Here is a 25184-nt window from a genome sequence, read left to right as displayed (position 1 = left end):
GATGGGCGGGTCGGGACAGGCTAGGCAGCGTGTGCGACCCGGAGATGAACTCGGCCCGTCGGAAGGGGAAACGTCGGGTTCCGGCCCTCGCCGGGCTCACTCGCCCCGGCGCGGCAGCAGCGTCAGCGCGATGCCGGCGGTGACGGCCCGGAGTCCCGCGTCGAAGCCGGCGTCCTGCTCCTGGAAGATCTCGTAGCCGGCGGCGGCGGCCAGCGGGAACTCCGCCAGCCGCTCGGCGCGGGCGTCGAGGTCGTACCCCTCGCCTCCCCCGCCCTGCTCCCCCTCGCCCTCCTCGACGCGTGGCCCCATCGCCTGTTCCTCGATGACGAAGCCGATGGTGTAGCTGTAAGCGGTGATCCAGGCGCGGGCAGCGCCCGCCGGGGTGAAGCCGGCGTCGGTGAAGATCCGCAGGCTGGTGTCCATCGAGGCGGCGTACCCGGTGTCCGTGAAGCGGGTGCCGCTGTAGACCTTGGCGCCGTCGCGGTAGCGCAGCAGATGCGTACGCAGCCCGCGCATCATCACCGTCAGCGACTCCTGCCAGTCGCCCGACGGCTCAGCGGGCAGGTCGGCCGTCATCCGCCGCATCATCTCGGTGGCCATCTCGTCGAGCAGCGCCTGTTTGTCCTTGAAGTGCCAGTAGAGGGCGGGCGCCTTGACGTCCAGTTCCTTGGCGATGGCGCGCAGGGTCAGCCCTTCGAGACCGCCCTTGTCGAGCAAGCGCAGGGCGGTGCGGGCGACCAGTGCGCGGTCGAGTCGTGTCGTAGCCACCTTGACAATTTAACAGCGTTAAGCGCATCGTTCTGAACCATGGAACTTAACAACGTTAAGGAAGCGGTGTCCGAGGTCCTGATCGTGGGAGCGGGCCCCACCGGGCTGGCCCTCGCCTGTGACCTGCGGCGCCGCGAGGTGTCGGTCCGCGTGGTCGAACAGGCGGCGGGGCTCTTCCCCGGCTCGCGCGGCAAGGGCATCCAGCCGCGCACGCTGGAGGTGCTGGACGATCTGGGCGTCGTCGCGCCGATGCTCGCGTCCGGCGGCCCGGCCCCGGTGGGCATGGTCTGGCAGGACGGCGAGCGGCAGGGCGAGCACCGGATGTTCGAGGACGCGGCGCCGTCGCCCGCAGAGCCGTACACCGGGCCGTGGCTCGTCCCGCAGTGGCGCACCCAGGAGATCCTGTACGCGCGCCTGCTGGAGCTGGGCGGGAGCGTCGAGTTCGGCGCAGCGCTGCGCGGACTCGCGCAGGACGGCGGGGGCGTCACGGCCGAACTGTCGGACGGCAGGACGGTACGGGCGCGGTACGCCGTCGCCGCCGACGGGGGCCGCAGCACGGTGCGCGCGCTGCTCGGCATCGCGATGACGGGTGAGACCGTCGACCCGGCCGCGATGATCGTCGCGGATGTCCGTATCCCCGCCCTCGACCGGCTGAACTGGCATGTGTTCCCGGGCGAGGACGGCTCGTTCCTGTCGCTCTGCCCGCTGCCGGGGACGGCCGACTTCCAGCTGGCAGGGCGGTTCGAGGACGGCTCGACGCCCGACATCTCCCCCGCCGGGGTGCGGGAACTGATCGCCTCCCGCACCCATCTCACGGCGGACGACGTCACCGAGGTCCGCTGGTCGTCGGACTTCCGCCCGCGCGCGGCCCTGGCCGACCGCTTCACGGATGGCCGGGTCTTCCTGGCGGGGGACGCGGCGCACGTCCACTCCCCCGCCGGCGGACAGGGGCTGAACACGAGCATCCAGGACGCGTACAACCTGGGCTGGAAGCTGGGTCAGGTGCTGCGGCACGGCGCGCCCGACGCGCTGCTGGACACGTACGAGGGCGAGCGCCGCCCGGTGGCGGCCGAGATGCTGGGCCTGTCGACCCGCATCCACCGCGGCGAGGCCCGCCGCGGCGCCGCCACCCGCCAGCTGGGCCTCGGCTACCGGGGCGGCCCGCTGTCGTCGGGCGCCGCGGGCGCCCTGCGATCGGGCGACCGCGCCCCGGACGGCCCGCTCCCGGACGGCACCCGCATCTTCGACATCCTGCGCGGCCCGCACTTCACGCTGCTGGCGGTGGACACGGCGCTGCCGACGGGGCTGGTGACACCACCGACGGTACGCACGGCCCGGATCGACACGTACGAACCGTACGGCCGAGGCCTGTTCCTGATCCGCCCGGACGGCTACGTCGGCTGGGCGGGCACGGACGAGACGGGCCTGGAGGCGTGGCTGAGGGAGGTGGACACGGACGCGGTGGCGGCAGGGGTGACGGCCTGAGCCGCGCGCGACGACGGGGGCCGGGGCGGTGACACCCGGGACACCGCGCCCGGACGCCGTCGCCGAGCCGCGAGGCCCCGGCGCGGCGGCTCGGCCGGCCGGTCCCGCAGGACCCGAGCCGCATGCGGCGGACGCGGGGCCGCGACCGAAACCCCGAACTCCCCTCGGTGCCCCGGCTCTCCCGGCTCTCCCGGCTCTCCCGGCAGGCTTGGGGCCCGGCTTCCGGCCCGAGCCCGGACGACGCCCCTAGGGCGCGCCCGCGCCCGCCCAGCGCATGGCCGGTTCGTTGCCGAAGAGGCCCGGGAGGCCGCCGCTGTGGAGGAACACCGTGCGGTCGCCCGCGCGTACGTCGCCCTCGGTCACCGCCGCGATCAGGCCCGCCATCGCGCGGCCGGTGTAGATCGGGTCCAGGACGACGCCCTCCGTGCGGGCGGCCGTTCTGATGGCCGCCTTCACCGGTTCGGTGAGCGTGGCGTACCCCGCGCCCACCTGGTCCAGCCGTAGCCGTAGCGCCTCGGCCGGGCACGGCACCAGGCCCGCCACCGTCGCGCGCGGGTCCGGGACCGCGCCGCAGTGGACACCGAGCACGCGCTCGGGGCCCAGGGTGCGGACGAGGCCCGCCATCGTGCCGCCGGAGCCGAGCGCCGTGACCACCTGGGCCAGGTCCGGGGCCTGGGACTGGAGTTCACGGCCGCACTCGGCGTAGCCGCGGGCGCCGGTGGCGCTGGAGCCGCCGAACGGGATCAGCGCGGGCTCGGCGCCTTCGCCGCGCAGCCGCTCCACGACCTGCTGGACCACGTCGGCGGCGTCCGCTTCGCCCGCCCAGACGATCTCCGCGCCCAGCAGACCGTCGAGCGCGACATTGCCCGCGCCGAGATCCTGGCCGACCGCCGGGCCCGCGAGCACCAGCACCACGTCAAGGCCGAGCCGTGCTCCCGCGGCGGCCGTCAGCCGGGCGTGGTTGCTCTGCGGCGCCCCGCTCGTCACCAGGGTCCTCGCCCCGGCCGCGACGGCGGCGCCGCAGAGGAACTCCAGCTTGCGGACCTTGTTGCCGCCGCCGCCGAGACCCGTCAGATCGTCCCGCTTGAGCCACAGGTCGCCGGCCCCGAGGCCGAGTGCCCGCGCCAGCCGTGGCGCGGGCTCCAACGGTGTCGGCCAGGCCCCGAACGTCACGCGGGGTGCTGTGTCTTCCGCCATCTGCTGTGCCTTCCGCGTCAGGACCCCCGGCCCGACTGTAACGGCCGATCCGGCGGCCCGTTCAGCGGCCCGTTCAGCGGCGGTTCAGCGGCGGCTCAGCTCCGGGCGCGCTTGCGTGCCCGGCTGCGCTGGACGGAGCGGGTGACGAACGGAGGCAGTACGTCGATGGCGAGCCGCGCCGACCGGGACCGCCGGGGCTTCTTCCGCGCCACGGGGGCCGGGACCGCCGCCGCCTCCACTGCGGGGGCGGGCTCGGGCTCGACGTAGTGCCGGGAGAACGGGAACTCCGGTGCCCGCATGCCGTGCGAGACGACCCGGACGATCCGGTGCCCGGCCGCCTGCTGGATGGACAGCCCGCAGGAGTCGTCGGCCCTGGCCATCGCGATGACCAGTTCCTGGAGCGGCGCCGGGTCGCCCCACGTGCCGTACAGCTTCTGGGTGCTCAGACAGATGGGCCGCAGGCCCCGGTTGAGCACGGCCTCCCAGGCGGCGACGGAGACGCCGGGGGTGTGCTCGCTGCGGAAGTCGTCGAGCACGACGATCCCGTCGAGCAGCAGGGCGTCCTGCGCCGCGCCGATGTCGCCGTACACGTGCTCGTACAGGTGCGAGGCGTCCACGTGCACGAACCGGCAGGACTTCGGCTCGACCTCGGCGGGTACGACAGAGGTGGGGGCGTGCAGGACCCGTGGGAGTTCGTCGTGGAAGGAGAGGTAATTGCTCTCGAACGCGTCCCTGGTCAGGGTCGGGTACGACTTGCCGGTCTCGGCGTTGTTGGCCTTGTCGGGGGCGTCGGACTCGAAAAGATCACACACGGTGAATTTCTCGCCGTCCCGCAGCTGCCTGCCGAGAAAGATCGCGCTCTTGCCCATGAAGACGCCCATCTCCAGCAGGTCACCGCGTTCCCCGAGCCTTTCCTGCCGGGTGAGCAGTGTCGCGAAGAGGGTCTGGTCGAGCGGTGCGAACCAGCCGGACACATCGTCGAGCTTCTGCGGACGTGGCTTTGTGTCGTTGGTGATGTCATTCGTGGCGCTCATCGTGGCAACCTTCAAACGAAACCGACGGGAAGTGCCCGCATCCTGCCATTCGCCACGGGCCACGCGGCGATTCGAACGGTCATTTAGGGCAACGTCCTGCTGTAGTTCATCTCCCGTCAAGGCGCGTTGTCACCGGATCGTTTTTTCGGGGGAGAATGTCGCCACGACACCGGAGTCATGAGATTCGACAAGACCATGAGATCCCGGAGATACAGGGGAAGAAGATGCTGAGTTCGCCCGCTCTGTGCCGGGTCCTGGCCGCGGCAGCCGTGCTGGCCGTGACCGCGGGCTGCTCCGTCGACCCGGCGGCAGGAGGTCCGGTGCGCGTCGACCACAAGCCGGGCGGCGGTACGCCGACGTCGCAGGGCACGTCCGGCACGCCGAGCGCGTCGGCCCCGGCGCCGTCCGCTCCGGCCTCGACCCCGGCGGCATCGAAACCCGCCCCCAGCCGGTCGGCGCAACCCGCGGCGCCCCGGCCCGCGACGGTGCTGGCGAGCGGCGACGAGAGCGGCCAGGTGCGGGAACTGCAGGCGCGGCTGCGGCAGATCGGCCACTTCGACCGCAACCCCACCGGCTACTACGGCTCGGTCACCGCGGCGGCCGTCTCGTCCTTCCAGCACAAGCGCGGGCTGCCCCGTACCGGCACGACCGACACCGTCACCTGGCAGCGGCTGCTCGCGATGACGAAGCAGCCGACCGGCGACGAGCTGCGGCCGCCGACGGTCAACCCGCTGCCGAAGCCGGATCCCCGCTGTATGACGGGGCGGGTGATGTGCATCAACAAGACCAGCCGGACGCTCGCGTGGATGATCGACGGCAAGGTGCGCTCGGCGATGGACGTACGGTTCGGCGCGCAGTACACACCGACGCGCGAGGGCGTGTTCAGTGTGTTCTGGAAGTCGCGGCACCATGTGTCGACGCTGTACGACTCACCGATGCCGTACGCGATGTTCTTCAGCGGCGGCCAAGCGGTGCACTACTCGTCGGACTTCGCGGCCCGTGGCTACGCGGGCGCCTCGCACGGCTGCGTCAACGTACGTGACGAGGGAAAGATCGCCTCGCTGTACGCGCAGGTCCGCAAGGGCGACAAGGTCGTCGTCTACAAGTAGGCGGCCGAGGGGAGTTGAGAGGCGCGGGCGGGACCGGGGGAACGTGTCCCGCCCGCGCCATATGCGCTGAGCCGAAGGTACGGGGGGAACCCCCGGCTCGTTGCGCTGCCGATGACCAGTCGGCTCACTCTTTACTGCGCCATGGGGCGGAAAAACGTCACACCTGGCGCCGCGGGGCGAAGAACCGCAGCTCAGAGCAGAGTCGAGGATCCGGTGGGAATCGGCGCGCGCGGTGTGAGCCCCGGTGCGGGGTCCGTTGACACCGGGTCCTTCGACGGCTCGGGCGAACCGGCGTACGGCGACGAGGGATCGGTGGCCGAGGGGTCCGACGAGACGGGGTCGGGGGACGCGGGACCGGAGGACGACGGGTCGGGTGACGACGTGACATGCGGCCCCCACGGGGAGGACGGCCCCTCGGACGGGGACGACGGACCGTCGGTGAGCAGGCCGCCGTTCTTGAGGTCGTTGTCCTCCTCGGGGATGCCCAGGAGCGTGTCGCAGAACTGGACGGCGCCCGCGACACCCTTGGCCGCCGTCTCCAGGTCGCTCCTGGTACGGGCGTTGATGTCGCCCTCGCGGTAGTCACGACAGACCTTGACGGCCTTGTCGTACCACGGCGAACTGCTGCGCGGCGCGGCAACGTTGTCCTGACTGCCCAGAGCTGCCCCGGCCCACGCGGACGCCGACGAGGAGGAGTTGGCTGCGGCGCCGCGTGAACTGCCCGCCGTGACAGGGAAAGAGGGAAGGGGCAGCCGCGGTGCGGCGGAGCTGCCGTGCGGCCGCGGTCCCGCGTCGGGGCTCCCGGACGCCAGGGGCCTGCCGGTCATCGGCGCCGATACGGTCCCGCCGGGCAGCGGTCCGTCGTCACCGGCGAACGGCGCCGCCAGCATCGTGCTGCCGACGGCCACGAACACGGCGCCCAGGGTGCAGCCCACGACCGCCGTGGCGAATCCCCGTCGTACCGGGCGGCCGAGCCGGGTGACGGGTACGACGCGCGGGTGCGGCCGGGGGCGCGGGGCGAGCCGTATCGTCCCCAGCGTGGCACCGGCATGGCCGGGAGGGTGTTCGGCGGCGCTCCGCGCGGAACTCCGTTCCGTCGTACGCCCGTCGGGGCCGCCCCGCACCGCGGCGGCGGCGCGGGCCCGCCGGAACGCGACCAGCGCCGCCGCCTCACCGGCGCTTTCCGCCGCGTTTGCGTTTGCGTATGTGACGTCGGCCACAGATCGCAGGGCGTCCGAGAGGCGCAGCGCCTGTGTCCGGGTGCGTTCGTCCGCGGTCTCGACGGGCTCACCGCTCAGCAATCTTTCGGCTGTGTCCTTGTCGAGCCACGGGTAACGCTCGTCGGCCATCACATGTCCTTCTGCGTCCGCAGGCGCGAATGCGTCACACCTGCGGACGCCGCAGCTCCCGGTCGAAAGACCCGCTGCGGCGGTACGGCCGCCAGGCTCGCACCCTGACCTGCGGCGCTGCGGCCCGTGCCGTGCGTCGTCCCCTCGTGCGGGTGGTAAGCGGTTTCGTCCGGCGTGCCGTCGGGGCCTTCGCCCCCGTCCCCGCCGGTCCCCCCGTCCGTACCGCCCGCGCCGTCCACCCCGCCCACGGCGTCGGCGCCGATCAGTTCGGCGAGCCGTTTGAGCCCCCGGTGTGCGGCCGTGCGCACGGCGCCTGGCCGTTTGCCCAGGGTGTGCGCGGCGCTCTTCGCGTCGAGCCCCACCACGACGCGCAGCACGACGGCCTCGGCCTGGTCCTGCGGCAGTTGCGCTATCAGCGCCATCGTCCGGCCGGTGGCGAGCGCTTCCATCGCCTCGTCCGCGGTGTCCGAATCGGCGGCGCGTCCGGCGAGTTCGGTCTCGTCCCCGCCGACGGCGGGCCGCCGGCCGCGCATCCGTATGTGGTCGAGGGCGCGGTTACGGGCTATCCGGGCCGCCCAGCCGCGGAAGCGGTCCGCGTCGCCGCTGAAGCTGTCGAGGTCACGCGCGATCTGCAGCCACGCCTCGGACGTCACGTCCTCGGCGTCCGGCTCGCCCACCAGCGTCCTGACATAGCCCAACAACCGCGGGTGCACCGTGCGGTACACAGTCCGGAAGGCGTTCTCGTCCCCCGTCTGCGCCGCGAGCACCGCGGCGGTCAGCTCCGCGTCGTCCCCCAGCACTTCCACAACCCGTCCTGAATCGCAGCTGGTCACTGCCGCGCCACCCCACGCGAATCTGAACGCTACGGCCTTTCCGGGTCCTGCGTCCACGGCTTGTACAACCTGCAACAACTTCGCGACGTTATGCGGTGTGACAGAAAACGCACCCTTGACGCTGAGGGGAGTACGGGGCGGCACTGCCGGCCCGTAGTCGGACGGCGGCCGGGGTCTCTCCTGTGGGGGGTGGCGACCTCGGCCGTCCTCCCACACGGCGGCAGCACCATCGAGGAACGGCGCACGTTCGTCCTCGCCCAGGGCCCCGGGATCGCCGCGGGCGCGCGCCCCTTCGACACCCGCCTCGTGGACGTGGCCGCCACCGTGTTCAAGCAGCTGGGCATCGTCCCCGACCCCGCGTGGGGTCTCGACGGCAAGCCCGTCCAGGAACGGTCCGCCGACCCCTTCGACACCCTGTACCCGGCGCTCTCCGGACGGGTCGACGAGACCGGGATCCCGGCCGGGGTGCTCGGCTACACCCGTACCGCGCCCAGCGGTTGGTCCGTCATCAACTCCGCGATGGGCACCGGCGGTGTCACCGAGTGGCGCGGCTGGTCCTTCGCCACCGACGAGTTCTGGAGCAGGTCCCAGCGCGATCAGTCCCGCGAGCTGAACGTGCGCTCGCGCGGCGTCTTCGCGGTGGCCGACTCCGACGAGTGGGACGACAAGGCGTCGTCCGGTACGTACGACTCCACGCTCGTCACCCCGGCGTACGCGGTCGGCGGGAAGGCGAAGGTCCGGCTGGAATTCACCACGCTCTACCGGCAGGAGGGCAGTCAGACCGCGCAGATCCTCGCCTCGTGGAACGGCACCCCCCCGTCGCCGTCACGTCGTACACCAAGGACGTCATCTCACAGCCGCAGTCGCTGAGCCTGACCGTCCCGTCGGGGGCGACCAGCGTCAGCTTCCGCTTCCGCTACACGGGCAGCAACAACTGGTACTGGGTGATCGACGGCGTGCGGGTCACGGCGAGCTGAGCGAGCGGCAGCCGGGCGAGCGGCTGCCGGACACACGGACGGGCGGGCGACGCCGACGGACGTCGCCCGCCCGCTCCCGTCTCATCGGCGTCGCAGCTTGCGCATGACCAGGGTCGTGGCGGCGAGCAGGGTGACGAAGCCGACGGGCAGTTGCAGCCAGAGGCTGACATCGGCGTACGAGGCCGCGGTGTTGGCGACCGCGCTGACGACCACCACCGTCCACAGCAGCGCACGGACGAGGTCCACCCGGCCGTCGTCACCGGGGCTCTCCGCGACAGGGGTGGGGGTGGTGCTGAGCCGGTACGGATCGGTGTGCGCCATGGGGACTTCCTCCGGTGGGAGCGGTCGCTGTTGTCGCTACCGACGCTAGGGACCGCGCCCCTGCCGGACGATCCCGTGGACCGCCCGGTCGGAGGTACAGCAGGCTGTACCTTCCGTCCCTCGGACCGCCAACAGAGGCGTCTACGCCCTAGGGTCGTGCGCGGACCGAGGAGAGCGGAGGAGAGCGGATGACAGAGCGGACGGCAGACCACCCGGCGAACCCCGCGGCAGCGCGCGCTTCGACGCGGCAGGACGGCCCGGTCGAGAGTGTCGGGGGCATCGCCGTGGCGGCTCTGCGCGCCGCCGGCGCGGCGACCGGACAGCTCGCCGGCGGGCTGGGCACAGCGGCCGTGGCGCTCGGCGTGCTGGTCCTGCTGGCCGTGACCGGTGCGGCCGCGCTGATCGGCGTGGGCCTGCTCATGGCGCCGCTCGCCCTGCGCGCGCTGCACGCCCTGGCCCGCCGGGAGCGGGCCCGGCTCGGCCGCAGGGGCCTGGAGGTGATCGCCCCCGAACCCCCGCCCACCCGGCTGCGGGCCGCACTCGACGACGCCACCACCCGCAGGGAGCTGCGCTGGCTGGTCAGGCACGCCACGGTGGGGCTGCTGCTGAGCGTCGCCGGCGCCCTGCTGCCGTTCCTCGCCCTGCGCGACGGCGCCTTCCCGCTGTACTGGAAACTGATGCCGGACGACGCGACCGCCACCTCGCTGGGCTTCGGCGTCGCCCACTCGTGGCCGGGCGCCCTCTGCGTGACGCTGCTCGGCGTGGGGTGGATCGCCATCATCGTCGGGCTGACCCCCGGCATGGCACGCCTCCAGTCGGGCCCGGGACAGCGGCTGCTCGCCGCAGGACCCGACGCCGATCTGTCGCTGCGGGTCGCCGAGCTGACCGCCACCCGCGCCGCCGCCCTGGACGCCCACGCCACCGAGCTGCGCCGGATCGAGCGCGCGCTGCACGACGGCACCCAGAACCGGCTCGTCTCGGTCACCGTCCTGCTCGGCGCTGCCCGCCGCAAGGTGGCCCGCGACCCCTCCCACGCCGACGAGATACTGGAACGCGCCCAGTCCGCGGCCGAACAGGCGCTGGCCGAGCTGCGCGCGGTGTCGCGCAGCATCCTCCCGCCGGTCCTGGACGACCGGGGGCTGGCCGGCGCGCTCTCCGGGCTCGCGGCGAACTGCGCCGTGCCCTGCCGTATCGACGTGGAAGCGCCCGAACGGTGCGCCGCTTCGGTCGAGGCGACCACGTACTTCGTCGTGGCGGAGGCCCTGACGAACATCGCCAAGCACAGCGGCGCCGAACGGGCCACCGTGACGGTACGGGCCCGCGGCGGCCGGCTCCGGCTGGCCGTCACCGACGACGGCCGGGGCGGCGCCGACGAGGACGGCGGCTCGGGGCTCACCGGCATCCGCCGCCGCGTCGCCGCGCACGACGGCACCCTCCGCCTGGCCAGCCCGCCCGGCGGTCCGACAACCCTCGAAGTGGATCTCCCCTGTGGATCGTGACCGGCCTCCGGCCCAGCACCTGACGAACCGGCACCCGACGGCCCCGCACCCGCCGCACGCTCCCCGGATCGTGATAGCCGAGGACGACGCGCTGCTGCGCGAGGGGCTGGCCCTGCTGCTGCGCGCCGAATCCCTCGACGTGGTGGCCACGGCGGGTACGGCCGAAGCCGCGCTGGACGCCATCGAGGCGTACGCCCCGGACATCGCCATCTTCGACGTACGGATGCCGCCCACCCACACCGACGAGGGCATCCGCGCGGCCGTCGAGGCCCGGCGCCGCCGCCCCGGTCTCGCGGTCCTCGTGCTCTCCGCCTACGTGGAACAGAGCTTCGCGACCGAACTGCTCACCGGCGGGGTCGGCGGCCTCGGCTATCTGCTCAAGGAGCGGGTGGGCCGGGTGGAGGAGTTCCTGGACGCGCTGCACCGGGTGGCGTCCGGCGGCACCGCGATCGACCCGGAGGTCGTCGCCCAGCTCTTCACCCGCTCCCGCCAGGACACCCGCCTGGAACGGCTGAGCCCCCGCGAGCGCGACGTGCTCGCCCTGATGGCCGAGGGGCTGGGCAACGGCGCCATCGCGGGCCGGCTCGTCGTGACCGAGGGCGCGGTCCACAAACACATCCGCAGCATCTTCGCCAAGCTCGACCTGTCCCCGGCCGACGAGGTCGACCGGCGGGTGGCCGCCGTGCTGCGCTTCCTGGACGCCGCCCGGCGCGGGGCGCGCTGACAGGAAGCACCGGAGAGACGGTCAAGTACAGCCTGCTGTACCACCACTTGGGGCGCGCACGGGAGTGATCCACGGGCCACGGATTGATGTGCTGAGCACGTCAATAACCCGTGCTTCAGCCCGTCCGAAGGAACCCGCGATGAGCATTCAAGCCCCCACCGACAACGAAGCGCGGCCGGCCGGTGCGGAGCCGGACGGCCGGGCGGCGGACAGCTCCCGGCTGCGGACCGCCGTCCGCCGCGCTCCGCTGGTCTGGTTCTTCTGCCTGGCCTTCGCGCTGAGCTGGCTGGCCTGGACGCCGTACATACTCTCCGAGAACGGCCTGGGGATCTGGCACTTCACCTTCCCCGGCGGCGCCGCGGGCAGCCAGCTCCTCGGCGTGCTGCCCGGCGCCTACCTCGGCCCGATCAGCTCGGCCCTGCTGGTGACCACGACCACCGAGGGACGTGCGGGACTGCGGGTCTGGCGCCGCCGGATGACCAAGTTCCGGCTCGCCTGGTACTGGTACGCCCTGGTCATCGTCTCGGTGCCCGCCGCGCTGACCCTCGCCTCGGCCGCACTCGCCGGCCGCGCTCCCGTCCTGCCGCCCGCAGCGGTGCTCGCCGCCTTCCTGCCCGGCCTGCTGCTCCAGATGATCACCACCGGCCTCGCCGAGGAGCCCGGCTGGCGTGAATTCGCCATGCCCCGGATGCAGAGCCGCTTCGGCCCGCTGGTCGCGACCCTCGTTGTCGGTGTCCTCTGGGGCTCCTGGCACCTGCCGCTGTTCCTGACCGAGTGGGGCGGCGGCCCGGACGTGGCCGTGACCAAGCCGCTGGAGTTCCTGGCCACGACGATCGCTTTCAGCTTCGTGATGACCTGGGTGTTCAACCGCTCGGGCGAGAGCATGCCGCTGGTGATGCTGGTCCACACCGGCGTCAACAACTTCTTCTCCGTCGCCGCGTCGGACATGTTCCCCACCCAGTCCGACGCCGGCACGGGCCACGCGTTCCTGCTCGCCTCGCTCACGGCGGCCCTGATCATCCTGGCGGCCACCCGGGGCCGTCTGGGCCTGTCCAAGCCGACCGGAATCGGATAAACTCCAGACCTTGGTCTCGACGAAGAAATGCCTGGTCAGAGGCCCTTTACGGCCTGGGGTGGCCGCCTGAATCCGGCCACCCCAGGTGTCGCCGTGTCAGCTCCGCGCCCGCGCCCTGCGGGAGACGACCGCGCGCAGCACCCGCTGGCCCTCGGTCGACAGATCCAGCGCCTGGCGCAGTCCGCTCCCCGCGCCGTCCGGCTCGGCGAGCATCTCCAGGATCCGCACCTGACGGCGCAGTTCACCGGCGACGAGCGGGCCCACTCCCGGGATGGCCGCCACCGTGTCGACGGGCTCCTCGCGGCAGCGCGTGAGCCGCGCCTGAAGCTCCTCGCCCGCGGCGCCGCCGCCGGTGTCGAACTTCTGGTGGATCTCCAGGCCGACCAGCGAACAGGTGTCGGCCCAGACCCGCAGCGGCTCCGGCGCCCAGGCAGCGGGCGCCGAGTTCAGCAGGGTGCGGACGAGCGCGATCTCGACGTTGGTCACGGCCTCGGCGTCGATGGCGTCGTCCAGGGCGCCCCTGGCCGTCACCAGCCTGCCCGGCCAGCCCTCGGCGCCGGCCGCGATACCCGCCCACAGCGGGCGCAGGACCTCGCTCTCCTCGGCGAGCAGCGGCAGACACCGGTCGAGGCAGGCGAGACCGCTCGCGGCCAGCCCGCGCTCATCGGCTTGGGCGATCAGCTTCACCAGGCTCATGGACGGCTCCTGTCACGGACGCGCTACTGCCCTGTACTGCGCCGGGCGGCCGGATTACGTCACTCCGCTCCTGGTGATCATCTCCCACAAGGGACGGCCGCCCGGGTGGTTGGAACCGCGATACCCGGATATGGAAGGGAATATGACCGGCTATTTTCAGCCGACGTCGAGCTTTGTGGCCAGCGCGGTGAAGCCGGTCCAGGAGAGCGCGGGCTTCCCCGGGTTCCAGAGCTTCTGGGCGGTCGCCGCCAGCGGCATCTTGATGCCGGCGGCCACCTGGTCCTGGGTCTGGGCGTTCGGGAAGTCGCCCCACACGGCGAACCTGCCGCCCAGGATCTGCTTCGAGTAGCGCGCGGGCACCGCCGTCGTACCGCGCAGCACCAGCGGGGTCCACTGCTCGTAGATGCGCTGCCCGGTCGGATAGGTGAAGTCGTTCGGCTGGCCGAGCACGTAGTACATGTACTCGTCGTTGAGGTTCACCATCGGGCGCCCCTCCTGGAGGTACGACACCGGCTGCCGCGCCCCGATCTCCTTGCCCGTCCAGTACTCGATCTGCAGGTTCTTGTCGGCGTGCACGGTGCCGCCGGCGAACACGCCGTCGTTCCAGACCTTGGGCTGCTTGCCGAGCTTGGTGACCACGCCCGCGCGGTCGTTCGTCCAGCCCGCCGTCAGGTCCGTCACGCTCGCGCCGCTCCCGTACTTCTGCCGGGCGGCCGTGGCGAGCTGCGGGAAGGAGGCGGCGGGGTCGCGGACCGTCAGCGCCTGGTACTCGTCGGCGCCGAGGTGCCAGTAAGCGCCGGTGAACAGCGCGGCGAACTCGCGGTCCAGATCGTCGATGAGCCGCGCGGACGCGGGCTTCGAGATGTCGATGGCGCCCTTGGTGACCACGCCGGCGGTGTTACGCAGCTTCAGCGTGGGGTTCGGGGCCAGTACGGCGCCGAGGTGTCCCGGCGAGTCGATCTCGGGCACGACGGTGATGTGCAGCCGGGCCGCGACCGCCAGGATCTGCCGGATCTGCGCCTTCGTGAAGTGCTCGGCCGAGACGATGTCGGGGTGGGTGGCCGACTCGATGCGGAAGCCCTGGTCGTCCGAGAAGTGCAGCCCGAGCTGGTTGAGCTTGAGGTCGGCCATCTCCCGCAGCCGGTCCTCGATCCAGCCCTCGCTGTAGAACTTCCGCGCGATGTCCAGATTCAGTCCGCGCTGCGGCCGGTCCGGCGAGTCGCGTACGACACCCTCGGGCATCGCGCCGTCGGCCCGTACCGCCTGCTTGAGGGTGCGGGTGGCGTAGAAGACCCCGGCCTGCGCGGGACCGGTGATCAGCACCCGGTTGTTGGCGGCCGTGAGGGTGTACGACTCGGCGCCGCCGCCGGGCTTCAGGGCCAGCTCGACGTCGCCCGCCCTGGCGGCGACCGCGCCCCGGTACCCGATCTTCAGCTCCTGGGCCAGCAGCTTCGCCTCGTCGGCGAGCCCGCTGCCCGCGCTGCCGCGCGCCACGACGACGCCGCTGTTGGCCGAAGGACGCCAGCCCGGACCGTGGGCCGCCTGATGGCTCCGGACCGCCGGGACGGTGCGCGGCGCGCTGGAGAGCGGGTACGACCGTGTGGGCGACGGCTCGGGCGCGGCGGACGACGCCGAAGCGGCGGCGGCCGACGAGGCGGCCGACGCGGCTGACGACGACGTGGGGGCGGGGGTGGCCGCGCCGCCCGAGTCCGACGACTGGTCCTGACAGGCCGCCAGCGACAGCGCGCCGACCGTAGCCGCCAGACCGGCGGCAGTGAGGCGCAGGGCGTTCCGGGGGTGCCACATCGGTCGAAAACCTCCTAGGTGTGGCGGGCGTACACGGCGAACGTCCCATGGAGTCGTCCACTCCGCGCGTTGAAACTCTCTCTTCCGGGTGAAATTCGCGCATCCGTCGGACAGTTCCCGCCACTCATCGATAACGTTGTGTCACTTCCCTCCCTACCGCCTCTCAGCCGCACCCCCGCTTCCGAGGAGCCCACGCTGTCCAGCGAGTCCCCCGCCGGGCCCCCGAGGTTCCCCGCCCAGACCCGCGACTCCCCCGACGTCCAGGCGGGTCTGCGCCGGTTCAACACGGCCCCGGCGGAAACCGTCCACGCCGCGCTGCTGACCTGCTGCGGCAGCCGCCGCTGGGCCACCCGGCTGGTCGCCCACCGCCCGTACCCCGATCTGGACGCGCTGCTCGCCGCCGCCGACGAGGCGGGCTACGACCTGGCGCTGGCCGATCTGGCCGAGGCGCTGGCCGCCGAGTCGTCGTCAGGCCCCGTGCACACCGCGCCACCCGCGGCCAGGACCGCGCTGCGCGCCGCGCACGCCGCGTACGAGTCCAGCTTCGGCCACGCCTTCGTGATCAGCCTGGAAGGGCACCGCCCCGAGGAGCATCTCGACCACGTGCTCGCCGGGCTGCGGGCCCGGCTGCCGCACGACCCCGACGAGGAACGGTCCGTCTCGGCCGACCAGCTGCGCCGACTCGCCCGGACGCGTATCGCGTACCTCGTCGCCCACCAGCTGGACTGGCCGTCCACCGGTCCGGCCGTCCCACAGGTGTCCCGATAGGGCTGTTCGTCACGAACGCCGTTGGTCCGTCCGTGGCTGTTCGAGGGGGTTTCGGGCCCATGGGAGGACCCCGGGCGAGCGGACCGACAAGTCGTCGCTACGATGGCCGGGGCCGGTGGACCGTACCCGGCCGGGCGCGACCGACACCACTGTGCTTGCCCGAGCAGAAGATGGCGGCCGGCCCCGATCCTTGCTCCCGGAGGGTTTTTCCGTGCCGGCTGGAACGCTGTACCGCGGCCGGGAAGGTATGTGGTCCTGGGTGGCTCATCGAGTCACCGGCGTCCTCATCTTCTTCTTCCTGTTCGTACACGTACTGGACACTGCTCTCGTACGTGTCTCACCCGAGGCGTACGACGATGTCGTAGCGACCTACAAGAACCCGGTCGTCGCGCTGCTCGAGTACGGCCTTGTGGCCGCAATCCTCTTCCACGCGCTCAACGGCCTGCGCATCATCGCCGTGGACTTCTGGTCCAAGGGGCCCCGCTACCAGAAGCAGATGCTGTGGACCGCGGTGGCCATCTGGTTCGTCCTGATGGTCGGCGCCCTCTACCCCGTGCTCGGTCACGCCGCGCGCGAACTGTTCGGGAGCTGAGTCCCATGTCCACAGACACCTCTTCCGCCGGATCGACTCCGGTGATCAGCGACGTCGAAGGCGTCAGCCTGTACGACGTCGACCACCCGGCGCCGCTCATCGAGGCGCCCCGCATGCGTACCGGGAAGACCCCGAAGTCGACGCGCGGCAACTTCGAGATGGCCGCCTGGCTCTTCATGCGGCTGTCCGGTGTCGTGCTGGTCGTCCTGGTCCTCGGTCACCTGCTCATCCAGCTGGTGCTGGACGGCGGCGTCTCCAAGATCGGCTTCGCCTTCGTGGCCGGCCGCTGGGCGTCCCCGTTCTGGCAGGTCTGGGACCTGCTGATGCTGTGGCTCGCCATGCTCCACGGCTCCAACGGCCTCCGCACGGTCATCAACGACTACGCGGAGAGCACGACGGCGCGGCTGTGGCTCAAGGGCCTGCTCTACACCGCCACGGTGTTCACCATTCTTCTCGGCTCGCTGGTGATCTTCACCTTCGACCCGAACATTAGTTAAAGCCGGGGCTGACGAGACCAATGAAGATCCATAAGTACGACACCGTCATCGTCGGCGCCGGCGGCGCCGGCATGCGCGCGGCCATCGAGTCGACCAAGCGCAGCCGTACCGCCGTGCTGACGAAGCTCTACCCGACCCGGTCCCACACGGGGGCTGCGCAGGGCGGCATGGCCGCGGCGCTCGCCAACGTGGAGGAGGACAACTGGGAGTGGCACACCTTCGACACGGTCAAGGGCGGCGACTACCTGGTCGACCAGGACGCCGCCGAGATCCTGGCGAAGGAGGCCATCGACGCGGTCCTCGACCTGGAGAAGATGGGTCTCCCGTTCAACAGGACCCCCGAGGGCAACATCGACCAGCGCCGCTTCGGCGGTCACTCCCGTAACCACGGTGAGGCGCCGGTCCGCCGCTCCTGCTACGCCGCCGACCGTACCGGTCACATGATCCTCCAGACGCTGTACCAGAACTGCGTCAAGGAGGGCGTGGAGTTCTTCAACGAGTTCTACGTGCTGGACCAGATCATGGTCGAGGTCGACGGGGTGAAGCGGTCGGCCGGTGTGGTCGCCTACGAGCTGGCCACCGGCGAGATCCACATCTTCCAGGCGAAGGCCGTCATCTACGCCTCCGGCGGCTCCGGCAAGTTCTTCAAGGTGACGTCGAACGCGCACACCCTGACCGGTGACGGCCAGGCCGCGTGCTACCGGCGCGGGCTGCCCCTGGAGGACATGGAGTTCTTCCAGTTCCACCCGACGGGCATCTGGCGCATGGGCATCCTGCTCACGGAGGGCGCCCGCGGTGAGGGCGGCATCCTGCGCAACAAGGACGGCGAGCGCTTCATGGAGAAGTACGCGCCCGTCATGAAGGACCTCGCGTCGCGTGACGTCGTCTCGCGCTCCATCTACACGGAGATCCGCGAGGGCCGCGGCTGCGGTCCCGAGGGCGACCACGTCTATCTCGACCTGACGCACCTGCCGCCGGAGCAGCTGGACGCCAAGCTGCCCGACATCACCGAGTTCGCGCGTACGTACCTCGGCATCGAGCCGTACACCGACCCGATCCCGATCCAGCCGACCGCGCACTACGCCATGGGCGGCATCCCCACCAACGTCCAGGGCGAGGTGCTGTCCGACAACACGACGGTCGTGCCCGGCCTGTACGCGGCCGGCGAGGTCGCCTGTGTCTCGGTGCACGGCGCCAACCGGCTCGGCACCAACTCGCTGCTCGACATCAACGTCTTCGGCCGCCGCTCCGGCATCGCCGCCGCCGAGTACTCGGCCGCCAACGACTACGTCGAACTGCCCGACGACCCGGCGGAGTTCGTCCGGGACCGGGTGGAGCACCTGCGGGAGTCGACGGGCAAGGAGCGCGTCGCGGCGCTCCGCCTCGAACTCCAGGAGTGCATGGACGCCAACGTGATGGTGTTCCGCACCGAGCAGACCATCAAGACGGCCGTCGAGAAGATCGCCGAGCTGCGCGAGCGCTATCTGCACGTGTCCATCCAGGACAAGGGCCGGCGCTTCAACACGGATCTGCTGGAGGCCATCGAGCTGGGCAACCTGCTCGACCTGGCCGAGGTGATGGCCGTGTCGGCGCTCGCCCGCAAGGAGTCGCGCGGCGGTCACTACCGCGAGGACTTCCCCAACCGCGACGACGTGAACTTCATGCGCCACACCATGGCGTACCGCGAGGTCGGCGACGACGGCAACGAGTCCATCCGTCTCGACTACAAGCCGGTCGTCCAGACCCGCTACCAGCCGATGGAGCGTAAGTACTGATGTCTACAGCCACCATGGACCGGGTGGAGGCCGCCTCGGCAGCCTCGCACCTCATGACCGTCACGTTCCGGATCCGCCGCTTCAACCCCGAGGTCTCGGACGAGTCGCAGTGGCAGGACTTCGAGCTGTCGATCGACCCCAAGGAGCGGGTGCTCGACGCCCTGCACAAGATCAAGTGGGAGATCGACGGCACGCTGACCTTCCGCCGCTCCTGTGCGCACGGCATCTGCGGCTCCGACGCGATGCGCATCAACGGCAAGAACCGGCTCGCCTGCAAGACGCTGATCAAGGACATCGCGACGCCCGGCAAGAACGGCAAGCCGAAGACGGTCACGGTCGAGGCCATCAAGGGCCTGACGGTCCTCAAGGACCTCATCGTCGACATGGACCCGTTCTTCCAGGCGTACCGGGACGTGATGCCGTTCCTCGTCACGACCGGCAACGAGCCGACGCGTGAGCGGCACCAGTCGGCCGAGGACCGCGAGCGCTTCGACGACACCACCAAGTGCATCCTGTGCGCCGCGTGCACGTCGTCCTGCCCGGTCTTCTGGAACGACGGCCAGTACTTCGGCCCCGCCGCCATCGTCAACGCGCACCGCTTCATCTTCGACTCGCGTGACGAGGCCGGCGAGCAGCGTCTGGAGATCCTCAACGACAAGGACGGCGTGTGGCGTTGCCGCACGACGTTCAACTGCACGGACGCCTGCCCGCGCGGTATCGAGGTCACGAAGGCGATCCAGGAAGTCAAGCGCGCGCTGATCACCCGCCGCTTCTGAGCGTTCCCGGTGTTCTGAGCGTTCCCGGTGTTCTGAGCGCTCCGGGCGTCACCGAAAGGCCCGTCTCCGTACACGGACAGTACGGCGGCGGGCCTTTGTGTGTCAGGATCGATGCCGGACACCAGCCGGGGGAACGGGGAAATGCGATGACCGAGCCGAATCCGTACAGCGACGGTGAGTACAAGTGGGGCCCCGGGCAGCAGCAGGGCTACCCGGCCTACGGGTACCCCAACCAGCCGCCCGGCTACGGCTATCCGGGCCCGCCCGCCGAGTACAGCGCGACGCTGCCCGCGGGTGTGCCGTTCGGCGCCCCGCAGCAGGCCGGCGGGGCGCCGCTGGTGTCGATCGGTGACATCACGGTCCTGAACGACACGATCGTGACCCCGTCGGGCACGCTGCCCCTCAGGGGCGCGGTGTGGAACGCCACGGACATGTCCCGTACGGAGGAGAGCATTCCGGCGCACGCCATCGTGCTGGCGATCGTCTTCTTCGTCTTCTGTCTGCTGGGGCTGCTCTTCCTGCTGATGAAGGAGAAGAAGACCACCGGCTTCATCCAGGTCACGGTGACCAGCGGCGGCAAGCACCACGCGACGATGATCCCGGCGAGCCACCCGGGCGACTTCATGGGCGTGATGGGCCAGGTCAACTACGCCCGCTCGCTCAGCGCCATGTAACGACCGCTTCCCGACCGGTTCGTGGACCGGCCTCTCGACCGACTGCCCGGGTGCCCGCACCCGGGCAGTCGGCGTTTCTCGCCGTCCGCGCGCGCTTGAACATGTTCAAAAGGAGGGCTAGTGTCATCGACAACAGCTTTTGAACACGTTCAAGAGCGCATCCAAGGGGAGGGTGAGGTATGGACCTCACTGTTGTGGCGTATGTGATCTACCTGGTCGTCAGCGTGGCGCTCACCGTGTGGGTGGCGCGGACGCTGAGCAAGAACGGACGGATCTTCCTCGCCGACGTCCTGCACGGGAACGAGAAGCTCGCCGACGCCGTCAACCACCTGCTGGTGGTCGGCTTCTACCTGGTCAACCTCGGCTTCGTCGCGCTGTACCTGAAGACGGGCAACGCCGTCGCCGACTCCCGCGCGGTCGTCGAGGAGATCTCGGTGAAGGTCGGTGTGGTCCTGCTCGTCCTCGGCGTGATGCACCTCGGCAATGTGTATGTGCTCAACAAGATGCGGCGGCGCGGGATCATGGAGCGCGAGCAGACCCCGCCGGTGCCGCCGCAGGGCTGGACCGGCGGACCGAAGGGCCCGGGCCCGTGGGCCGCTCCGGCGACCGGGGCGTGAGCACCGTGCCGACCCCGCACCGGTACGCGCCCGCGCGGGTGGCGGACCGCCGGGCGCCGGTCCGCCGGCTGACGGTGCTGTACGACGCGGAGTGCCCGCTCTGCGTCCATCTGCGGCACTGGCTGCTGCGCCAGCCGCAGCTCGTCCCCCTCGACCTGGTGCCGGCGGCGTCGCAGGAGGCGCGCCGGCGCTTCCCCGACCTCGACCACGGCAGCACGCTGCGGGAGATCACCGTGATCGGGGACGGCGGCCAGGTCTACCGGGGGACGGCCGCCTGGATCGTCTGCCTGTGGGCGCTGACCGAGCACCGCCCCAAGTCCCACTGGCTGGCAACGCCCGCGGGCCTCCCGTTCGCCCGGGTCACCGTCCTCGCAGCGGCCAGGTACCGGGCGGCGACGGGGGCGCCGGCCGGGGTGGCGGGCGCCGCGCACTGCGAGGGGCTGTGCGAGGCGCCGGCGCCGGCTCCCTGACCGGGCGGGACGTCACCGGACAGGGCAGAGCTTGCCGGGAGGGGCACTAGGCTCGGGGACCGTGAAGGACGAGATGGACACGAAGGACGCCAGGCCTCCCAAGAGCGAGCAGACCCGCACGCTCATCCTCGAAACCGCGCTGCGGCTGTTCCAGGAGCGCGGTTACGACAAGACCACGATGCGGGTCATCGCCCGGGAGGCCGGGGTCTCGGTCGGGAACGCGTACTACTACTTCTCGTCCAAGGAACATCTCGTCCAGGGCTTCTACGACCGGATCGCCGCCGAGCACCGGGCCGCCGTCCGGCCGGTGCTCGACCGGGAGACCGATCTGGACGCCCGGCTCTCCGGGGTGCTGACCGCCTGGCTCGACATCGCGGCGCCGTACCACGAGTTCGCCGCGCAGTTCTTCAAGAACGCCGCCGACCCCGAGTCCCCGCTCAGCCCCTTCTCCCCCGAGTCGGAACACGCCCGCGAGGCGGCCATCGCCGTCCACCGCGAGGTGCTCGCCGGGTCGAAGGCGAAGGTCGCCGACGAACTGACCGACATCCTGCCCGAGCTGATGTGGCTCTCGCAGATGGGGCTCGTCCTGTACTGGGTCTTCGACCGCTCCGAGGGCAGCGAGCGCAGCCGCCGGCTGGCCGAGCGCGGCGCCCGGCTGACCACGCGGGGCGTCGCGCTCGCCCGGTTCCGGGTGCTGCGACCGCTGGTGAAGGACGTGCACGAGCTGTTCACCGACTTCCTGCCGGGCATGGCCGAAGCGGCGGTCGCCCGCAAGAAGAGCTGATCAGATCCAGCCCAGCTCCCACAGCCGCCAGATGCCGGTGCCGTCCGAGAGGTACTGGGCGCCGGTGACCTCGGCGCTGCTCAGTACGTAGTCCTTCTTCTGCCACAGCGGCACGACGGGCACGTCCCGCGCGATCACCTGCTGGAGTTCCTTGAAGTCGTCGGCCGCCTGCCCCCGCTCGCCGAACTGCTGCGTGGCCGTGATCAGTTGGTCGACACGTTTGCTCTGGTAGCCGCCCTGCAGCGCGCTGTCGGCGCCGACCAGCGGCGCGATGAAGTTGTCGGGGTCGGGGAAGTCCGGCAGCCAGCCGACCGTGTACGCGTCGAACTCGCCGTTGGCGTAGTCCTTCTGGAAGGTCGTCCACGGCTTGCCGATGGTCTTGACCTTGAAGAGCCCGGTGGCTTCGAGCTGCTTGCGCAGTTCGGCGGCCTCGGGTCCCGCCGTGCCGCCGGGCGCGTAACCGAGCGAGAACTCCACCGGTGTCGAAATCCCGGCGTCCCCCAGCAGCTGCTTCGCCTCGTCGGCGTTCGGCTCGGGGAACTCGTCGAAGAAGGCCGTGCTGTGCGAGGTGATGCCCTGCGGCACGAGCGAGTAGAGCGGGTCGACCGTCGAGTCGAAGACATCCGTGACGATCTTGTCCCGGTCGATGACGGCGGCGATGGCCTTGCGCACCGGCAGTTGGGACATCGGTGAGCCCTGGCGCACGTTGAAGACGAGGTTGCGGATCTCGGCGCTGTCCGCCTCGTTCATCCGGATGTCCTCGGCGCTGGTGTCGAGCCCCGCGATCACGGCGGGCGGCATCTGCCGGTGCGTGACGTCGACCTTCTTGGCCTTCCACGCCTTGGCGAGGTCGGCGGAGGTCTTGAAGTAGCGGATGTCCACCGGGCCGCCGGTCTCGCCGATCGCCCCGTGGTACGAGGGGTTGGGTGCCAGGTGGGCGCGGACGCCGTCGTCGTACGACTTGATGACGTAGGGCCCCGAGCCGTCCGCGCCGTGGTCGGTGCGGAGTTTGTCCGCCGGGTACTCGGTGTGGTCGACGATCGCGCCCGCCCCGGTCGCGATCTTCAGCGGGAACGTCGCGTCACGCGAGCGGAGATGGAAGGTGACCGTCTGGCCCTTGGCCTCGGTCGACTTCAGGGTGCTGAAGAGCGGCAGCGGCCCCTGGTCGCTCTTGATCGTCGCGACCCGGTCGACGGAGAACTTGACGTCCTCGGCGGTGAGTTTGTGGCCGTTGGCGAAGGTGATGTCGTCGCGCACCTCGCACCGGTAGGTCATCAGACCCGAGCCCACGAAGTCGCACTTCTTGGCGGCGTCGGGCACCGGTGTGACCGAACTGGGTTTGAACGTCAGCAGTGATTGGTAGACGTTGCCGAAGAGTGCCCAGGAGCCGGCGTCGTAGGCCCCCGCCGGGTCGAGCGAGGTGACGACGTCCGTCGTGCCGACGGTGATCACCTTCTGCCCCGAGTTGTCGGACGGGAGCAGCTGCCAGCCGCCCACTCCGACGATCGCCAGTACGACGCATGTGATGAGTATCCGAAGACGGATCGACCGCATTTTGTTGTGCCCCTCTGTCACACGCCCACCCCTGACCGTGATGGCGCTCACCCAATCACACGGACTTCACATGGGGAAGGGAAATCAGAGGTGTCCCGCACAACGGTCAGGTCACTGAAACCTCTTCGCGGCAGTTGGCTGAAAATCAACGATCCGGGCGGTCATGCCTGCCGGGACGCCAGCTCGATCACGGTGATGTCGGAGGGCGCGTCGACCCGTACCGGCGGGCCCCAGGCGCCCGCGCCGCGCGACACGTACAACTGCGTGTCGCCGTACCGTTCGAGCCCCGCGACGGTGGGGTTGGAGAGCCGGGCGACGAGATTGCCCGGCCACAGCTGACCACCGTGGGTGTGGCCGGAAAGCTGGAGGTCCACGCCGTGGCTCACGGCGTCGTCGATGACGATCGGCTGGTGCGCGAGCAGTACGGAGGCCCTGGCCGGGTCGCGGTCGCCGAGCGCCTTGTCGAAGTCGGGTCCGTGCCCCTCGCTCTCGCCGCCCACGTCGTTGACGCCCGCCAGGTCGAACCCGGCGATCTCCACCCGGTCGTTCTCCAGCGGGTGCAGGCCCAGTTCGCGTACGTGCGCGACCCAGGCGGCGGCGCCCGAGTAGTACTCGTGGTTGCCGGTGACGAAGAACGAGCCGTGCCGCGCCTGGAGCCCGGCGAGCGGTTCGGCCGCCGGGCCGAGGTCCTTGACGCTGCCGTCGACCAGGTCGCCCACGACGGCGATCAGATCGGGGTTGGTGGCGTTGATGGTGTCGACGACGCGCTGCGCGTGCGAGCGGCCGAGGATGGGCCCGAGGTGGATGTCGCTGACCACGGCGATCCGGAACCCGTGCGCTGCGCGCGGCAGTTTGGCCAGCGGCACGGTCACGCGCTTGACGCGCGGGCCGCGCAGCACGCCGTACGTCCCGTAGCCGACGGTGCCGAGGGCCGCGGCGCCCGCAGCGCCGCCGACGACCCGGGCGACGAAGAGGCGGCGTGAAGGAACGGTGACCGTCGCCGTGGCGACGCTTCCTGACGCTTCGTCAGTCTCGGGGAGGTCCCGGCCGGCCGGCGGGACCGGCTCGGCCCCGCTCGCCCGGCGCGCCAACAGCCGCCGCAGCAACGGCCGTACGACCTCGCCGACGGCGAGCGCGAGCAGCAGGTAGAGCAGGACGGCGAGCCACAGATACCCCGGCCAGGCCAGGACGCGCTGGAGCAGGAACGGCGCCCCGGACCGCCCGACGGCCAGCGCGCCGACGGCGAGCACCGGCATGAGCACGGCGAGGGCCGTACCGGCCCTGCGCCAGCCGCTGCCGTCGGCCGTGGTGTCACGGACCAGCCGCCGCCACACGTACCAGTGCGCCGCACCCACCACGGCGACGGCCAGCAGCACCATCAAGACGACCAACACGATCACGAACGGCTCCTGCCCCAGTCGGCCGCGCCGCGCGACGCACCCCGTCGGCACAGTGTGCCGGGCGCCGGTCGGAGCCCGGACGGCGGGCCGTGGTCGGCGACGTGCGTGGTCAGGGCACGCGCGTCGGTTCCGGTTCCGGCTGTGGCTGGTTGTCGTCCCGTTCGCGCCGCAGCGTGCGCACACTACGGAACCCGATGACGCCGATCACCGTCCCCAATACAAAGGACGCGACAGCCAGCATCAGATGCACCCAGAAGTAGGCGGTCGGATCGCCCGCGTCGTCGAAGGCGAGTCCGCTGCCGTCCTGCCAGAGATTCTTAGCGAAGGTGATCCAGATCCACCAGCTCCAGACTCCGAAGGCGAGCAGGAACCAGGAGACACGGCGGCTGAGCTTCATGGACCCA

The 25184-nt window shown here is 71.1% G+C and carries 25 protein-coding genes and 1 pseudogene; 15 read left to right on the top strand and 11 right to left on the bottom strand.

Annotated features, from left to right (window positions below):
• Positions 1–96: 96 nt before the first annotated feature.
• Positions 97–777, bottom strand: coding sequence for a TetR/AcrR family transcriptional regulator C-terminal domain-containing protein (locus OHS57_RS24045; RefSeq protein WP_443043093.1), 681 nt, complete (start codon positions 775–777; stop codon positions 97–99).
• A 30-nt stretch (positions 778–807) separates the two neighbouring features.
• Between OHS57_RS24045 and OHS57_RS24040 the strand changes: the two genes are divergently transcribed.
• Positions 808–2253 carry an FAD-dependent monooxygenase gene (locus OHS57_RS24040; protein WP_328583304.1) on the top strand — a complete coding sequence of 482 codons (1446 nt, stop codon included), beginning with the start codon at positions 808–810 and terminating at the stop codon, positions 2251–2253.
• Positions 2254–2499: 246 nt separating this feature from the next.
• Here the strand turns inward: OHS57_RS24040 and OHS57_RS24035 are convergent, their stop codons facing one another.
• Positions 2500–3450: a D-cysteine desulfhydrase family protein gene (locus OHS57_RS24035; RefSeq protein WP_328583303.1), complete on the bottom strand. Its 951-nt coding sequence runs from the start codon at positions 3448–3450 to the stop codon at positions 2500–2502.
• A 95-nt stretch (positions 3451–3545) separates the two neighbouring features.
• The gene (locus OHS57_RS24030; protein WP_328583302.1) at positions 3546–4484 is read right to left on the bottom strand and encodes a class I SAM-dependent methyltransferase; all 939 of its coding nucleotides are present in this window, start codon (positions 4482–4484) and stop codon (positions 3546–3548) included.
• Positions 4485–4708: 224 nt separating this feature from the next.
• Between OHS57_RS24030 and OHS57_RS24025 the strand changes: the two genes are divergently transcribed.
• Positions 4709–5593, top strand: coding sequence for a L,D-transpeptidase family protein (locus OHS57_RS24025; protein ID WP_328583301.1), 885 nt, complete (start codon positions 4709–4711; stop codon positions 5591–5593).
• A gap of 191 nt (positions 5594–5784) precedes the next feature.
• Here the strand turns inward: OHS57_RS24025 and OHS57_RS24020 are convergent, their stop codons facing one another.
• Both OHS57_RS24020 and OHS57_RS24015 read right to left on the bottom strand, forming a co-directional pair.
• Positions 5785–6942, bottom strand: coding sequence for a hypothetical protein (locus OHS57_RS24020; RefSeq protein ID WP_328583300.1), 1158 nt, complete (start codon positions 6940–6942; stop codon positions 5785–5787).
• A complete protein-coding gene (locus tag OHS57_RS24015; RefSeq protein ID WP_198533392.1) occupies positions 6942–7742 on the bottom strand; it encodes an RNA polymerase sigma factor in 801 nt (266 codons plus the stop codon). The genes OHS57_RS24020 and OHS57_RS24015 overlap by 1 nt, the downstream gene beginning before the upstream one ends.
• A gap of 246 nt (positions 7743–7988) precedes the next feature.
• Between OHS57_RS24015 and OHS57_RS24010 the strand changes: the two are divergent.
• Positions 7989–8752, top strand: a pseudogene (locus OHS57_RS24010) (alkaline phosphatase family protein); the annotation flags it as partial.
• Positions 8753–8833: 81 nt separating this feature from the next.
• Here the strand turns inward: OHS57_RS24010 and OHS57_RS24005 are convergent.
• Positions 8834–9073, bottom strand: a complete 240-nt coding sequence (locus tag OHS57_RS24005; protein WP_041985328.1) for a hypothetical protein — start codon at positions 9071–9073, stop codon at positions 8834–8836.
• Between the two features lie 188 nt (positions 9074–9261).
• Between OHS57_RS24005 and OHS57_RS24000 the strand changes: the two genes are divergently transcribed.
• The 3 genes from OHS57_RS24000 to OHS57_RS23990 all read left to right on the top strand — a co-directional run bounded on the left by OHS57_RS24000 (position 9262) and on the right by OHS57_RS23990 (position 12371).
• Complete coding sequence (locus OHS57_RS24000) at positions 9262–10572, top strand: sensor histidine kinase (RefSeq protein ID WP_328583299.1); 1311 nt, start codon at positions 9262–9264, stop codon at positions 10570–10572.
• Between the two features lie 70 nt (positions 10573–10642).
• On the top strand, positions 10643–11296 hold the full coding sequence (locus OHS57_RS23995; protein WP_078863891.1) for a response regulator transcription factor: 654 nt from the start codon (positions 10643–10645) through the stop codon (positions 11294–11296).
• Between the two features lie 139 nt (positions 11297–11435).
• Positions 11436–12371 (top strand): CPBP family intramembrane glutamic endopeptidase, encoded by a 936-nt coding sequence (locus OHS57_RS23990; protein ID WP_078863454.1) that lies wholly within the window; start codon positions 11436–11438, stop codon positions 12369–12371.
• Positions 12372–12467: 96 nt separating this feature from the next.
• Here the strand turns inward: OHS57_RS23990 and OHS57_RS23985 are convergent, their stop codons facing one another.
• Positions 12468–13067 (bottom strand): hypothetical protein, encoded by a 600-nt coding sequence (locus tag OHS57_RS23985; RefSeq protein WP_041985333.1) that lies wholly within the window; start codon positions 13065–13067, stop codon positions 12468–12470.
• A 156-nt stretch (positions 13068–13223) separates the two neighbouring features.
• A complete protein-coding gene (locus OHS57_RS23980; protein ID WP_328583298.1) occupies positions 13224–14873 on the bottom strand; it encodes a beta-N-acetylhexosaminidase in 1650 nt (549 codons plus the stop codon).
• Positions 14874–15011: 138 nt separating this feature from the next.
• Here OHS57_RS23980 and OHS57_RS23975 point away from each other — a divergent pair, with 138 nt between their 5' ends.
• The 9 genes from OHS57_RS23975 (at position 15012) to OHS57_RS23935 (ending at position 21826) form a co-directional block, all read left to right on the top strand.
• Positions 15012–15641 (top strand): 2-oxo-4-hydroxy-4-carboxy-5-ureidoimidazoline decarboxylase, encoded by a 630-nt coding sequence (locus tag OHS57_RS23975; RefSeq protein ID WP_241778483.1) that lies wholly within the window; start codon positions 15012–15014, stop codon positions 15639–15641.
• 211 nt (positions 15642–15852) lie between these two features.
• Positions 15853–16233: a succinate dehydrogenase, cytochrome b556 subunit gene (sdhC, locus tag OHS57_RS23970; RefSeq protein ID WP_078863455.1), complete on the top strand. Its 381-nt coding sequence runs from the start codon at positions 15853–15855 to the stop codon at positions 16231–16233.
• Positions 16234–16238: 5 nt separating this feature from the next.
• Positions 16239–16730: a succinate dehydrogenase hydrophobic membrane anchor subunit gene (locus OHS57_RS23965; RefSeq protein WP_328583297.1), complete on the top strand. Its 492-nt coding sequence runs from the start codon at positions 16239–16241 to the stop codon at positions 16728–16730.
• Positions 16731–16750: 20 nt separating this feature from the next.
• The gene (gene sdhA, locus OHS57_RS23960) at positions 16751–18505 is read left to right on the top strand and encodes a succinate dehydrogenase flavoprotein subunit (RefSeq protein WP_328583296.1); all 1755 of its coding nucleotides are present in this window, start codon (positions 16751–16753) and stop codon (positions 18503–18505) included.
• Complete coding sequence (locus OHS57_RS23955) at positions 18505–19281, top strand: succinate dehydrogenase iron-sulfur subunit (RefSeq protein ID WP_041985351.1); 777 nt, start codon at positions 18505–18507, stop codon at positions 19279–19281. Before sdhA ends, OHS57_RS23955 begins: the two co-directional genes overlap by 1 nt.
• Positions 19282–19427: 146 nt before the next feature.
• The gene (locus OHS57_RS23950; protein ID WP_041985355.1) at positions 19428–19955 is read left to right on the top strand and encodes a hypothetical protein; all 528 of its coding nucleotides are present in this window, start codon (positions 19428–19430) and stop codon (positions 19953–19955) included.
• A gap of 179 nt (positions 19956–20134) precedes the next feature.
• Positions 20135–20572, top strand: coding sequence for a hypothetical protein (locus OHS57_RS23945; RefSeq protein WP_041985357.1), 438 nt, complete (start codon positions 20135–20137; stop codon positions 20570–20572).
• A 5-nt stretch (positions 20573–20577) separates the two neighbouring features.
• A complete protein-coding gene (locus tag OHS57_RS23940) occupies positions 20578–21042 on the top strand; it encodes a thiol-disulfide oxidoreductase DCC family protein (RefSeq protein WP_443043092.1) in 465 nt (154 codons plus the stop codon).
• Between the two features lie 73 nt (positions 21043–21115).
• Entirely contained in the window at positions 21116–21826 is a 711-nt protein-coding gene (locus OHS57_RS23935; protein WP_328585151.1) for a TetR/AcrR family transcriptional regulator, read from the top strand.
• On the opposite strand, the gene OHS57_RS23930 is transcribed toward OHS57_RS23935, so the two are convergent.
• From OHS57_RS23930 to OHS57_RS23920, 3 genes are all read right to left on the bottom strand, one after another.
• The gene (locus OHS57_RS23930) at positions 21827–23380 is read right to left on the bottom strand and encodes an ABC transporter substrate-binding protein (protein ID WP_328583294.1); all 1554 of its coding nucleotides are present in this window, start codon (positions 23378–23380) and stop codon (positions 21827–21829) included. It abuts the gene before it with no gap.
• Positions 23381–23541: 161 nt separating this feature from the next.
• Entirely contained in the window at positions 23542–24780 is a 1239-nt protein-coding gene (locus tag OHS57_RS23925) for a metallophosphoesterase (RefSeq protein ID WP_328583293.1), read from the bottom strand.
• Between the two features lie 109 nt (positions 24781–24889).
• Entirely contained in the window at positions 24890–25177 is a 288-nt protein-coding gene (locus OHS57_RS23920; protein WP_328583292.1) for an SCO4848 family membrane protein, read from the bottom strand.
• Between the last annotated feature and the right edge of the window lie 7 nt (positions 25178–25184).

It is taken from the genome of Streptomyces sp. NBC_00370 (assembly GCF_036084755.1).
Lineage (GTDB): Bacteria > Actinomycetota > Actinomycetes > Streptomycetales > Streptomycetaceae > Streptomyces.
Note: the sequence above shows the minus strand (reverse complement) of the source record. Positions and strands in the feature narration are given on the sequence as shown.

Bases quoted from the DNA above. Each gene is read 5' to 3' on its own strand.
- OHS57_RS24040 (WP_328583304.1), top strand. From the start codon at position 808: ATGGAACTTAACAACGTTAAGGAAGCGGTGTCCGAGGTCCTGATCGTG.
- OHS57_RS24035 (WP_328583303.1), bottom strand. From the start codon at position 3,450: ATGGCGGAAGACACAGCACCCCGCGTGACGTTCGGGGCCTGGCCGACA.
- OHS57_RS24030 (WP_328583302.1), bottom strand. From the start codon at position 4,484: ATGAGCGCCACGAATGACATCACCAACGACACAAAGCCACGTCCGCAG.
- OHS57_RS24025 (WP_328583301.1), top strand. From the start codon at position 4,709: ATGCTGAGTTCGCCCGCTCTGTGCCGGGTCCTGGCCGCGGCAGCCGTG.
- OHS57_RS24020 (WP_328583300.1), bottom strand. From the start codon at position 6,942: ATGGCCGACGAGCGTTACCCGTGGCTCGACAAGGACACAGCCGAAAGA.
- OHS57_RS24005 (WP_041985328.1), bottom strand. From the start codon at position 9,073: ATGGCGCACACCGATCCGTACCGGCTCAGCACCACCCCCACCCCTGTC.
- OHS57_RS24000 (WP_328583299.1), top strand. From the start codon at position 9,262: ATGACAGAGCGGACGGCAGACCACCCGGCGAACCCCGCGGCAGCGCGC.
- OHS57_RS23990 (WP_078863454.1), top strand. From the start codon at position 11,436: ATGAGCATTCAAGCCCCCACCGACAACGAAGCGCGGCCGGCCGGTGCG.
- OHS57_RS23985 (WP_041985333.1), bottom strand. From the start codon at position 13,067: ATGAGCCTGGTGAAGCTGATCGCCCAAGCCGATGAGCGCGGGCTGGCC.
- OHS57_RS23980 (WP_328583298.1), bottom strand. From the start codon at position 14,873: ATGTGGCACCCCCGGAACGCCCTGCGCCTCACTGCCGCCGGTCTGGCG.
- OHS57_RS23965 (WP_328583297.1), top strand. From the start codon at position 16,239: ATGTCCACAGACACCTCTTCCGCCGGATCGACTCCGGTGATCAGCGAC.
- sdhA (WP_328583296.1), top strand. From the start codon at position 16,751: ATGAAGATCCATAAGTACGACACCGTCATCGTCGGCGCCGGCGGCGCC.
- OHS57_RS23955 (WP_041985351.1), top strand. From the start codon at position 18,505: ATGTCTACAGCCACCATGGACCGGGTGGAGGCCGCCTCGGCAGCCTCG.
- OHS57_RS23950 (WP_041985355.1), top strand. From the start codon at position 19,428: ATGACCGAGCCGAATCCGTACAGCGACGGTGAGTACAAGTGGGGCCCC.
- OHS57_RS23945 (WP_041985357.1), top strand. From the start codon at position 20,135: ATGGACCTCACTGTTGTGGCGTATGTGATCTACCTGGTCGTCAGCGTG.
- OHS57_RS23935 (WP_328585151.1), top strand. From the start codon at position 21,116: ATGGACACGAAGGACGCCAGGCCTCCCAAGAGCGAGCAGACCCGCACG.
- OHS57_RS23930 (WP_328583294.1), bottom strand. From the start codon at position 23,380: ATGCGGTCGATCCGTCTTCGGATACTCATCACATGCGTCGTACTGGCG.
- OHS57_RS23920 (WP_328583292.1), bottom strand. From the start codon at position 25,177: ATGAAGCTCAGCCGCCGTGTCTCCTGGTTCCTGCTCGCCTTCGGAGTC.